The following is an 11,197-nucleotide window of genomic DNA, read 5'->3' as shown; positions in this document are numbered from 1 at the left end:
AGGGCCAGGTAGTAGGCCTGGAACCAGGCGGTCGCGAAGCCGGCGACGACGGCCAGGACGAGGATGACGGCGGTCTTGGTGACCACGTCGTCGACGGTGAGGAAGCGCTCGCGGGCAGGCGCCTGGTACGCAGGCTGGTTGTACATCTGGTCGAGGTACTGGGCACTGGGTGCCGCCTGCTGCTGCGAGCCGATCACCTTCTCCATGTTCTTGAAGGCGGGATTGCTGGAGCCTTGCACGCTGCCCTCCGATGAGGCGATGGGACGATCTGTGACCAACTGCCGGGAAACCTAATCGACGAAGATCACCGTCGGGTGACGAGTCGGGCTCCCGTGGTGTTCAACGCGGGTCCTGCTCGATTGGTTCCCGGCCGCCGGCCCGCTCCCGACGGTCCCCGACCGTTGCCGACGGACGGCCCGGCGGTCCCGCGATCGGGCCCCGGCGCGCCCCCGGGCCGGGGTGCCGGAAGCGGGCGAAGCGGTCACCGGAGGCGGTTCGACCCGCGATCACACCGCCCACCGAACGAGCGAATAAAGAATCCCACCATTGGTGGCCACTCCCGCCTCGCGTCGCTTCCCTGCGCATTTCCGGCGCCCCGATCGATTTTTCCGATCACCCCACAGGGTCGCGGCGAATAGTGTCGCCGGGCGGCCGGTGAGCTGTCCGCAACCATTCTGACCAGGCACGAGAGATACCGAACCGGACGTAGCCCGACTCGAATGAATCCCGCTCGGGTTGTCTGGGGCACCCTTGAGTTTCGCGGCCTCTCGACCATGGAGGAATGGTGGCACTCGTTCGGGGAAGCCGGTCGCCGGGACCGGCCGGCGACCGACCGTTGCGTATCGGGGTGGTGACCGCCTTCCCGCCCGGCCGTAACAGTCTCAACGAGTTCGGCCTGCACCTGGTCCGCCATTTCGCCCGTTTGCCGGAGGTCGGCGAGGTCGTCGCCTACGTCGACCGGACCGAGGCCGGGCCGCCGGATCCGCAGCCCGGGGTGTCGTTCCGTCCGTGCTGGCGGTTCAACGACCTGCTCAACCTGGTGCGGGTGCCCCGCGAGATCCTGCGGACCAAGCCGGACGCGGTCGTGCTCAACCTGCAGTTCGCGACCTTCGGCGACCGCCGCATCGCCGGCGCGCTGGGCCTGCTCATCCCCGCCGCCCTGCGGATCTGCCGCGTGCCGACGCTGCTGGTCCTGCACAACCTCGCCGACAACGTCGACATGCGGGACGCGGGCTTCGCCGGGTCCGCGCTCACCGCCCGGCTCATGCGGTTCGCCGGCCGGCTGCTCACCCGGTGCCTGCTGCTGGCCGACGTGGTCACCCTGACCATCCCGCGGTACGTCGAGTTCCTGCGCGAGAGCTACGGGGCGCGGAACGCGATCCTGGCGCCGCACGGCAGCTTCGAGGACGTCGCCGTCCCGTCCTTCGCCGTGCCGCCCGGCCGGCGGTCGATCATGGCGTTCGGCAAGTGGGGCACGTACAAGACGGTCGACGTGCTCGTCGACGCCTACCGGGAGCTGCTGCGGCGGGGCTACGGGGATCTGCGCCTGGTGCTCGCCGGCTCGGACAGCCCGAACTCCAGCGGTTACATGGCCGCCGCGGCGACCCGTTACGCGCAGGTGCCGCACGTGGAGTTCCCGGGCTACATCGCCGAGGAGAAGGTGCCGGACCTGTTCCTGGACGCCGCCGTGGTCGCCTTCCCGTACACCTCCACCACCGGCAGCTCGGGCGTGCTGCACCAGGCCGGCGAGTACGGCCGGGCGGTCGTCCTGCCGCGCATCGGCGACCTGATCGACATCATCGAGGAGGAGGGCTTCGCCGGGGTGTACTTCGCGCCGGGCGACCCGATGAGCCTGGCCGGGGCGCTGGCCGAGGTGCTCGACGACCCCGCGAAGCAGGAGGCCCTGGGCCGCCGCAACTTCGCCGCCGCGGCCGGCGTGCCGATGTCCGAGGTCGTCGAATGGCACCTGGCCCATATCCAACGCCTGCTCGACCGGAAACGGCGATGACGTCGTCCCGGACCGGCCCGGTCACCTCCGGCCGGCAGCTGGCCGGCGGCGGTGTCGTGCTCGCGGCGGCGATGATGGTCGCCAACGGCGCGAACTACCTGCTGAGCCTGTTCCTGGGCCGGGTGCTGACACCGGCCGAGTTCTCCGACGCCAACCTCATGGTGACGACGCTCTTCAGTCTCACCTCCATCGCGCTGTGCCTGCAGCTGGTCGCCTCGCGCTTCATCGCCCGCTCGGACGCGCGGGGCGTCCCGGGCGACGGCGACGCGCTGGCCCGCCGGTTGCGCCGGCTGGCCCTGCTCGCCGGCCTGGTGTCCGGGGCGGTCCTGGCCCTCGGCTCGCCCTGGTGGTCGGCCCTGTTCCAGACGGCGTCGCCGTGGCCGTTCGCCATCCTCGCCCTGGGCGTGCCGTTCTGGCTGGTCCAGGCGGTGGAGCGGGGGGTGCTGCAGGCCCGGTTGCGCTTCGCCCCGCTGGCCCTGTCCTTCGTCGTCGAGGCCGGCGTGCGGATCGGGCTGGGGGTGGCGTTCGTCCTGCTCGGCGGTGGGGTCCCGGGGGCCACCGCGGCCCTGTCCGCCTCGTTCGTCGTCACCTTCGCCGTCGTCCGCGTCGCCGCCCGGGTCCGCGAACCCCACCCGACCGGCCCGGGCATCAAACCCGCCGAGGTGCGGGCGTACGCCGCGTCCGTCTCGGTACTGCTGATCGCACAGATCATCGCCAACAACAGCGACATCTTCGTGGCCAAGGCGTTCCTGACCCCGACCGCCGCCGGCGTCTACGCCGCGGTCGCGCTGATCGGCCGGGCCGTCTTCTTCCTCACCTGGTCGGTGGTCACCGTCGTCTTCCCGGTCGCCGCGCGGCAGCAGGCCGCCGGCCGCGAGGTGCCCGGGATGCTGCCCAAGGCGATCGCGGCGGTGGTCGGCATCGGCCTGCTGTGCGCCGCCGCCTCGCTCTGGGTCGGCGGCCCGGTGCTGGAGGCCGTCCTCGGGCCGGCGTACGCCGGCCTGTCGGTCCCCATGGCCTGCTACGCCGGGGCCACGACGTTGTTCGCCATCGGCAACCTGGTGGCGGCGCACCGGCTCTCCCAGGCCCGGACGACCGAATCGTGGTTCCTGCTGGGGGCCGCGCTGCTGCAGATGGTCCTGCTGCTGGCCTGGCATCAGGACATGGCGTCGCTGATCGCCGCGCAGGCGGTGGCGATGGGCGCACTGGTCGCCTTCCTCGCCGGTCGCGCCCTGGTGCACCGGGCCCGCACCTTCTCCCGCACCCGTCAGGAGGCAGCCCCATGACCGGCGCACGGTCGGCCTACCGGGCCTATCGCGACTGGGTGACCGAGCCGAACGGATCACCCCCGGTGGTGTCCGTGGTGATCCCGGCCTACAACGAGGAATGGCGCATCCTGCCGACGATCGGTGCGATCGCCACCCACATGAGCGCGCGCGGCGAGCCGTGGGAGCTGATCATCGCCGACGACGGATCGACCGACACCACCCGGACCCTGGTCCAGGACCTGCGCTTCGCGAACCTGCGGCTGCTGATCGCCGACCGCAACCGGGGCAAGGGCAGTGCCGTGCGCCGGGGTGTGCTCGCCGCGCAGGGTGACCTGGTGCTGTTCGCCGACGCCGACCAGTCGACGCCGATCGAGCAGTACGACCGGCTGGCCGGCCTAAGCGGCCAGGGGTACGACGTGGTGGTGGGCTCGCGCAGCGCGGACGGGGCCCGGGTCAGCGGCAAGAGCCTGACCCGGCGCGTCCTCAGCGGCGGCCTGCAGACGGTGGTCCGCGGCTTCGGCATCTCGGTCAGCGACACCCAGTGCGGGTTCAAGCTGTTCACCCGGGACGCGGCGCGGACGTTGTTCACCACCCAGATCGTCGACGGCTTCTCGTTCGACCTGGAGGTCCTGTACCTGGCCCACCGCCGCGGATTCCGGGTGGCCGAGGTGCCGGTGGAGTGGATCGACGCACCCGGCTCCACCGTCGACGCCGCGAAGGTCAGCCTGCAGTTCGTGCGCGACCTGGCCCGCATCCGCCTCAACGACCTGCGCGGCCGGTACGCCCCCGGCCGGCCGGCCGGACACGACCGCCCGACCACCCCGCCCGTCCCTTCCGTTGGAGGTCCCCCGTGATCATCCGCACCGATCTGGAACCGCGGCGGCGGGTCGTCCAGCTCATCGGCCGGTTCGACGCCCACGAGGCCCCGGCCTTCCGCACCACGGTGCACCCGCTGGTCACCGCGCAGACCCCGGTGCTGCACGTCGACCTGGCCCAGGTGGCCTTCGTCGACTCCACCGCGCTGTCCGAGCTGGTGCGGCTGCAGAAGGCGGCGCGTGCCGTCGGCGGCGAGATCGTGCTCGTCGACCTGTCCGATCCGGTCCGGGTGATCCTGGAGATCACCGACCTGGCGCCGCTGTTCACGACCGAGCCGGGCGCCGACCGCAGCCCGGCGGACTCCCGGTGACCGCCGTCGACCAGGCGCTGCCGTTGGGCCACCGCACCCGGGCGGAACCACTCGTGCCGGCCACGCCCGAGTCCGCCATCGACCTGCTGCTCAGCCACGTTCCGGCGACCGCGGGCGCCGTCGCGAGCCGGGCGGCGGGCGTCCTGCGCTCGGGGCTGGCGGATCTGACCTCGGTCCAGGCCGAGCTGACCGAGGCCCTGATCGCCAGCCAGGACCGGTTCCTGGCGATCAAGGCGTTGACCCAGGTCAACCTGCGGGACGTCGCCGGTCGGGAAGCGATCGGCCGGCTGCTGGGGCGGGCGCTGGACCTGACCGGCGCGGCGACGGTGCTGCTGTTGAAGGAGGACGAGGTGGCCACGGGCGCCGGCGACCTGTCGGACGCGGAGAGCCTGGCCACGGTCGCCCGCCGGGCCGTCGCGCATGCCCCGGACGACGTGCTGCGGACCGCCGCGGGCGACGGCGCGATCATCGGCAGCCTGGACGTCGACACGGCCGGCGCGTGGCATGTGGCCTACTTCCGGCCGCGCGGTCACCGGTTCGCCACCGCCGACCTGCCGCTGGTCGAGGCGATCAACGCCACCATCGGCGTGGCCCTGGCCTTCGCCGAGCTTTACCACCGGGAACTGACCAGGGCCGCCGTCGCCCGCGAGCACGAGCTCGCCTCCGCGCTGGCCCAGTCGGCCATCGTGGCCCGGCCGCCCGTGTCGGCCCGGGTCGAGATCTTCGCCCGAACCGCACCGGCCTCGTTGACCGGCGGCGACTTCTACGTGTTCGAGCACACCGGCGCGGCGATCTGGTTCGCGGTCGGCGACGTGGCCGGCAAGGGCCTGCCCGCGGCGATGGTGATGACCAAGGCGGTCGCCGCCTGCCGGGTCGCCTTCCTCGCCCACCGGGACGAGCCGGTCACCGCCGCATTCGCCCGCGTCCAGGACGAGCTGCACGACCACCTGGACGAGGCGGGCGTCTTCCTGACCCTGCTGCTCGGCTCGATCGACGAGGTCAGCGGCACGGTCTGCCTGGTCAACGCCGGCCACTCGCCCGTCGTCCTGGTCCAGGACGGCCGGCCGCGGCTCGTCCGCGCGTCGACGCCGCCGATGGGGATCCTGCGGGACCGGCTGCCGGTTCCGGCGACGTTTTCCCTCCGCGGCGACGACTGCCTGGTGGTCGGCACGGACGGGCTGGTCGAGCAGGAGGACCCGGACGAGGCCATGTTCGGCTACGACCGGTTCGGCGAGCTGTGCCACCGGTCCCACACCCTGCCGGCCGCGCAGATCGGCGAGGCGATCTTCGCCACCGTCGCCGGGTTCGCCGCCGGCCGGGCCGCCTCGGACGATTCGACCCTGGTGGTCCTCAAGCACGGCGGGGCGGCGGCATGACCGGCGTCATCACCGCAGCCCTGGCCATCGAGCCCACGGCCCGGTCGACCCGGGCCATCGGCCCGTGGCTGCGCGACGCCCTCGCCGGGCTGGACCCGGCCGCGGCGGACGCGCTGATGTCCCGGATGGAACTGGCCGTCCACGAGGTCTGCATGAACGTGGTCGACCACGCCGACCTGCCGGCCGGCGGCCGCATCGAGCTGAGCCTGGCGCTCGGGCCGCGCGACCTGACCGTGTGGGTGCGCGACGGCGGGCCCGGCTTCGACCTGGCCGCCGTCCCCGATCCGGCCGGCCACGAGCTCCAGGAGCGCGGCTACGGCCTGAAGATCGTGCGCGCGCTCGTCGACGACCTGACCTATCGCCACACCGCAGCGGGCAACGAACTGGCCCTGCGCATCGATCTGGAGGGGTCACCGTGACCGAAGCCGAGACCAGAGCCGCCACCGACCGGGCGCGGCTGCAGTGGCACGTCGACCAGCCTTCCCCGGACCGCACCACGGTCGTGTTCACCGGCCGGTTCGACGCGGTCGAGGCCATGGCCGCGCGCACCCGGATGGCCGAGCCCGACATCGCGGGCGCCCGGCACCTGGTGCTCGACCTGGCCGACGTCACCTTCCTGGACAGCGCCGGGCTGGCCGTGCTGGTGCGGGCCCGGCAGGACCGGCTGCGGGACGGGCGCACGATCGCGCTCGTCCGGCCCGCGGCGGACGCCGCGCAGCGGGTGCTGCGGCTGACCCAGTTCGACCAGATCTTCACCATGCTGGACCACCGCTCGCCCGGAAGCACCTGATGGCGCGGCGGGCCCTCGTCGTGGACGACGACGCCGTGTCCCGGCTGGTCCTGAGCCACATGCTGCGCGGCCTGGACTGGTCGGTGGAGCAGGCGGCCGACTCCCCGGAGGCCGCCGCCCGGGTCGGCGAGGCCGACTTCGACCTGGTGATCTCCGACTTCCGGCTGCCGTCGGGCACCGGCGTCGATGTGTTGCACGCCGTCGAGCGGAGCCGGCGGCCGGCCCCGTTCCTGCTCATCACCGGGATCATCGAGCACTCGACCCTGCCCCCGGAGACGGCGGACCGGCTGGCCGGGCAGCTGACCAAACCGGTCAGCTCGGACACCCTGCGCACCGTCCTGGGCCGGCTGTTCCCGCCGAGCGCGAGCTGATGACCCGGCCGGCCGCGGCCGATCCGGGACGGCCGGCCGCCCCGCGGGTGGCGGTCCCGACACGGTTGGTCCGGGTCGCGTTCCTCGCGCTGTTCGTCACGATCGCACTGGCCGCGGTCCTCTCGACGACCGTCCCGGCCGGTCCGGTCGCGGCCTGGATGACGGCCGCCCAGATGATCATCGGCCTCGCCGCCGCCGGCCTGCTGCTGCTGCGGGCGGGCAGCCTGCCGGCCGGGCCCACCCGGCCGGGTTGGGCCCTGCTCGGCGTGGCCGTCGCCCTGCTGGCCAGCGGCACGCCGTTGACCACCGCGGTCCTGGACGGCGCCCCCAGCCCCGGGCAGGTCGCCGCCGTCGTGACCGGGTTCGGGCTGATCGCCCTGGCGTTGATCCAGCGGGCCCGGCTGGCCAGGCTGTCGATCACCGAGTGCCTCGACGGGATCCTCGCGGCGTTCGCCCTGACCGCCGTGGTCGCGGTCGCCACCCTGCCGGCGGACAGCGAGGTCAGCGGTGCGCAGATCGTGGAGATCCTGTACCTGGCGGCCCCGCTGATCCTGGTGGCGCAGCTGGCGGCCGCCCTGGCCGCCATCGACCGGCGACCCACCCCGGCCTTCTGGCTGCCGCTGGTCGCGGGCCTGCTGATCGTCCTCTGGAGCATCGCGCTGGGGCTGGCCGACCTGGACGGACGGGTCATCGGCGGCTCGGCGATCGCCCTGCTCGCCCCGACCGCGTGGACGCTGATCGCCCTGACCGCCTGGTGTCGCCCGGCGCCGCTGCTGCTGCGGCGCGCGACCTTCTCCGGCGTGGTCTTCGCGCCGGCGCTGTTCTCCGGTGCCGCCCTGCTGGTGCTGGTGATCAACGAGCTCACCCGGCAGGTCCAGCTGGCCGAGTACCTGGCCCTGGCCGCCCTGGCGGCCGGCACGGCGCGGCTGCTGCTGTCCGTGGTCACTGCGGAGCGGCTGCGGTGGCGCGAGGCGGAACTCGTCGTCAACCTCCAGCAGGCCCGCGACGCGGCCGTCGAGGCGGCGTCGGCCAAGAGCACCTTCCTGGCCACCATGAGTCACGAGATCCGGACCCCGCTCAACGCCGTGCTCGGCATGAACGAGCTCCTGCTGGACACCGACCTCGACCCGACCCAGCGGGCCTACGTGGAGCGGGCCGCGCTGAGCGGCACGCTGCTGCTGGAGATCATCACCAACATCCTGGACTTCTCCAAGATCGAGGCCGGCGCGGTCGAGCTGGAGCGGCGCGAGTTCGACCTGGCCCGCCTGGTCACCCCGAGCGTCACCGTCGTCTCGTTCGCGGCCGAGAGCAAGCAGCTGCCGGTGGTGGCCGATCTGGAACCCGGCTGCCCGCAGCTGGTGACCGGCGACGCCACCCGGCTCCGACAGGTGCTGGTGAACCTGCTGGGCAACGCGGTCAAGTTCACCACCGAGGGCGAGGTCCGGCTGACCGTCGCCCGGGGCGAGACGCCCGGCACGGTGCTGTTCGCCGTCCAGGACACCGGCGTCGGCATCGGTGACGCCCAGCTGGACCGGCTGTTCGAACCGTTCACCCAGGCCGACGAGGCGACCACCCGCCAGCACGGCGGCACCGGACTCGGCCTCTCGATCTCCCAGTCGCTCATCGAGCTGATGGGCGGGCGGCTGCAGGTCACGAGCCGGCTGGGCGAGGGGTCGCGGTTCTGGTTCGAGATCCCGATGCCGGAGTCGCCGCCCGCCCCGGGCGCCGACCCCACGACGGCGTCGGCCGGCGGCGAGCCGACGCCCCCGGCCCCCCGCACGCTCGAGGTGCTGGTCGCCGAGGACAACCACATGATCCAGTACCTGTCGACCCGCCTGGTCGAGAAGCTGGGCCATCGCGTCACCACGGTGCCCAACGGCGAGGACGCCGTCGAGGCGGTGCTGGCCGGCGGCTTCGACGTGGTGCTGATGGACGTGCACATGCCGCTGATGGACGGCCTCGAGCCGACCCGGCTGATCCGGCTCGCCGGCGACCGGATCGCCCAGCCCCGGATCATCGCCCTCACCGCGGGCGCCACGACCGATGTGCGGGACGAGTGCCTGGCCGCCGGTCTGGACGACTACGTGACCAAGCCCTTCACCTCGCAGGACCTGATGCGGGCGCTGCTGGGCGTCGCGATCGCCTCGCCCGCGGTCGAACCGTCCGACCAGCCGGCCCCGGCCGACCCCGCCGACCCCGCCGACCCCGCCGACCCCGCCGACCCCGCCGACCCCGCCGACCCCGCCGACCCGGGCGGCCCCGACGCCGTCGACGGCCCCGCCGTCCCCGACCCCCCGGACCCGGCCGAGCCCAGCACGTTCGCCGCACTGGTCGAGTTCGAGCCGCAGGTCCGGGCCGAGGTGCTGCGGACCTTCCGGCTCCGCAGCACGGACGATCTGCTGCTCCTGGAGCGCGCCCTGGCCGAGGGCGATGCCGGGGACGTCCGGTTCCTGGCGCACCGGCTGCGGGGCTCGAGCGCGACGATCGGGGCCGGGGCGCTCGCCGAGGCCTGCCGGGCCATCGAGCTCGCCCCCGACTCGGCGGGGTCCGATCCGGCGCGGGTCACCGCGCTGCGCAGGGAGTTCGACGCGGTGATCACCCGCATCGAGGCGGACGCGCGTGCTCACCCTTCGGCGTAGCGGGGCCCGCCGATCCGCGCGCGCGGCCACCCCGGACGACCCGGCCGACGGGCCTCCGGTGGAGCCACCCACCCGGCCGCCGGAGCCCCCGGCGCGACCCAAGGACGTCGCCGGACTGCGGCCGCGCACGATCGCGCTGATCGTGGCCGGCGTCTACTACGCCGGCTCGCTGATCATCTTCCGCGACGTGGTCGCCGCCATCCCGTCGGTGCTGCGCGGCGATGCGGTGATCGCCGGGGACGAGCTGGTGCCGTTCTTCAACTGGCACAGCCAGCTGCTCGACCAGGCCGCCGGGCAGTTCAACGAACTGGTCAACGGCTACGAGTTCCGCGTCCGCTACGCCTTCCTGACCACCTGGCTGCGGTACTACCAGGTGCTGCCGTTCGCGATCCTGCTGGTCATTCCCACCCTGTTCGTGGTCGCGTACCTGACCGTCGTCAAGTTCGCCGACCGGGTGTTCACCACGCTGTCCTCGCAGGCCATCTACCTCGCCGCGTTCTTCCCGGTCACCCTGATCTACCTGATCATGGTCTATTCCAAGATCACGCACTTCTACACGCTGGTCCTGGGCCTGGTCCTGATGACCGTCTCGGCGCTGTGGATGCTCTACGCCCTGCTGTTCGCCGGCCGGCGGTGGAAGCGCTGGATGGTGCTGGCCAGCGTCGCCACCCTGCTGAACCCGGCCATCCACTACCTCATCCTGTTCAGCCTGTTCTTCGGCCTGACCGCGGTGACGCTGCTGCTGGGCGAGGTCGGGCACTGGATCCGCCGCGGCGGCCCGGCCTGGCTGCGCACGCTGCCCCGGCGGATCAAGGAGATCACCACCGAGCCCGGCCGGTTCCGACGGCTACGGGCCTGGTGGCACATGTTCACCGGCACCACCACCGGCCGCATCATCATCGCCGGCATCCTCTACGCCGCGATCACTCTGATCCCGTACGCGCTATTCGTGAAGTACGTGGCCCTGGCCGGCGTCTCGAACCTGACCGACACCGTGCCCGGCGACTACTACTTCATCCGCGACGCGTCGGTCTCCTGGCTGCACGAGCTGTCCTGGGACCTGGCCGGCATCACCGACAAGATCCTGTACGGCGACTACCTGGCCAAGGTGCCGCGCTACCCGAACGCGCTGTACACCGTGCTGCTGTTCGTGCCGCTGGTGGTGCCCCCGGTGCGCCGGCGGATCTTCCCGACCCGGCCGCACCGCCAGCTGCTCGGCGTCATCTTCGTCGCCGTGGTCTTCGCCCTCTGGGCGACGATCGGGTACGCCGAGCCGCTGTGGTTCCCCACCTTCCACCGGACCCTGGCCGAACTGGCGATCAGCGCGAACGACAGCCATTCGGCGATCGGCAACATCATCGTGACGCTGGCCGGGACCGTCGTACAGATCCTGCGCTTCCCGCACCGGTTCCAGCTGATCCTGTTCATGCTGGCGCCGCTGGTCATGTCGCTGACCCTGGCCTACCTGATCGACCTGGTCAGCGGCCGGTGGCTGCGCCCGGCCGGGCCCCGGCGGGCCCGCCGGAGATCCCGCGCGGCCGGCCGGGCCCGGCCCACCG

The 11,197-nt window shown here is 72.8% G+C and carries 10 protein-coding genes and 1 pseudogene; 10 read left to right on the top strand and 1 reads right to left on the bottom strand.

Annotated features, from left to right (window positions below; translation table 11 throughout):
- Positions 1–239: pseudogene (locus ACOJUF_RS20210) on the bottom strand (Bax inhibitor-1/YccA family protein); the annotation flags it as partial.
- A 542-nt stretch (positions 240–781) separates the two neighbouring features.
- Between ACOJUF_RS20210 and ACOJUF_RS20205 the strand changes: the two are divergent.
- The 10 genes from ACOJUF_RS20205 to ACOJUF_RS20160 all read left to right on the top strand — a co-directional run.
- On the top strand, positions 782–2,008 hold the full coding sequence (locus tag ACOJUF_RS20205) for a glycosyltransferase (RefSeq protein ID WP_420123613.1): 1,227 nt from the start codon (positions 782–784) through the stop codon (positions 2,006–2,008).
- Positions 2,005–3,294 (top strand): oligosaccharide flippase family protein, encoded by a 1,290-nt coding sequence (locus ACOJUF_RS20200; protein WP_420123612.1) that lies wholly within the window; start codon positions 2,005–2,007, stop codon positions 3,292–3,294. The genes ACOJUF_RS20205 and ACOJUF_RS20200 overlap by 4 nt, the downstream gene beginning before the upstream one ends.
- A complete protein-coding gene (locus ACOJUF_RS20195) occupies positions 3,291–4,130 on the top strand; it encodes a dolichyl-phosphate beta-glucosyltransferase (protein WP_420123611.1) in 840 nt (279 codons plus the stop codon). The genes ACOJUF_RS20200 and ACOJUF_RS20195 overlap by 4 nt, the downstream gene beginning before the upstream one ends.
- On the top strand, positions 4,127–4,462 hold the full coding sequence (locus tag ACOJUF_RS20190) for an STAS domain-containing protein (RefSeq protein WP_420123610.1): 336 nt from the start codon (positions 4,127–4,129) through the stop codon (positions 4,460–4,462). The genes ACOJUF_RS20195 and ACOJUF_RS20190 overlap by 4 nt, the downstream gene beginning before the upstream one ends.
- Complete coding sequence (locus ACOJUF_RS20185; RefSeq protein ID WP_420123609.1) at positions 4,459–5,838, top strand: PP2C family protein-serine/threonine phosphatase; 1,380 nt, start codon at positions 4,459–4,461, stop codon at positions 5,836–5,838. The genes ACOJUF_RS20190 and ACOJUF_RS20185 overlap by 4 nt, the downstream gene beginning before the upstream one ends.
- Positions 5,835–6,257 (top strand): ATP-binding protein, encoded by a 423-nt coding sequence (locus ACOJUF_RS20180; protein WP_420123608.1) that lies wholly within the window; start codon positions 5,835–5,837, stop codon positions 6,255–6,257. The genes ACOJUF_RS20185 and ACOJUF_RS20180 overlap by 4 nt, the downstream gene beginning before the upstream one ends.
- A complete protein-coding gene (locus ACOJUF_RS20175; protein WP_420123607.1) occupies positions 6,254–6,628 on the top strand; it encodes an STAS domain-containing protein in 375 nt (124 codons plus the stop codon). Before ACOJUF_RS20180 ends, ACOJUF_RS20175 begins: the two co-directional genes overlap by 4 nt.
- Positions 6,628–6,999 carry a response regulator gene (locus ACOJUF_RS20170; RefSeq protein ID WP_420123606.1) on the top strand — a complete coding sequence of 124 codons (372 nt, stop codon included), beginning with the start codon at positions 6,628–6,630 and terminating at the stop codon, positions 6,997–6,999. The genes ACOJUF_RS20175 and ACOJUF_RS20170 overlap by 1 nt, the downstream gene beginning before the upstream one ends.
- A complete protein-coding gene (locus ACOJUF_RS20165) occupies positions 6,999–9,638 on the top strand; it encodes an ATP-binding protein (protein ID WP_420123605.1) in 2,640 nt (879 codons plus the stop codon). The genes ACOJUF_RS20170 and ACOJUF_RS20165 overlap by 1 nt, the downstream gene beginning before the upstream one ends.
- A gap of 58 nt (positions 9,639–9,696) precedes the next feature.
- Positions 9,697–11,197 (top strand): hypothetical protein (locus tag ACOJUF_RS20160; protein WP_420123604.1); only part of this gene is annotated, 1,501 nt, incomplete at its 3' end.

It is taken from the genome of Nakamurella sp. (genome assembly GCF_048594475.1).
Taxonomy (GTDB): Bacteria; Actinomycetota; Actinomycetes; order Mycobacteriales; family Nakamurellaceae; genus Nakamurella.
Note: the sequence above shows the minus strand (reverse complement) of the source record. Positions and strands in the feature narration are given on the sequence as shown.

Excerpts from the sequence above, each read along its gene's own strand:
- ACOJUF_RS20200 (WP_420123612.1), top strand. The coding sequence starts at position 2,005 with ATGACGTCGTCCCGGACCGGCCCGGTCACCTCCGGCCGGCAGCTGGCC.
- ACOJUF_RS20165 (WP_420123605.1), top strand. The coding sequence starts at position 6,999 with ATGACCCGGCCGGCCGCGGCCGATCCGGGACGGCCGGCCGCCCCGCGG.
- ACOJUF_RS20170 (WP_420123606.1), top strand. The coding sequence starts at position 6,628 with ATGGCGCGGCGGGCCCTCGTCGTGGACGACGACGCCGTGTCCCGGCTG.
- ACOJUF_RS20195 (WP_420123611.1), top strand. The coding sequence starts at position 3,291 with ATGACCGGCGCACGGTCGGCCTACCGGGCCTATCGCGACTGGGTGACC.
- ACOJUF_RS20180 (WP_420123608.1), top strand. The coding sequence starts at position 5,835 with ATGACCGGCGTCATCACCGCAGCCCTGGCCATCGAGCCCACGGCCCGG.
- ACOJUF_RS20205 (WP_420123613.1), top strand. The coding sequence starts at position 782 with ATGGTGGCACTCGTTCGGGGAAGCCGGTCGCCGGGACCGGCCGGCGAC.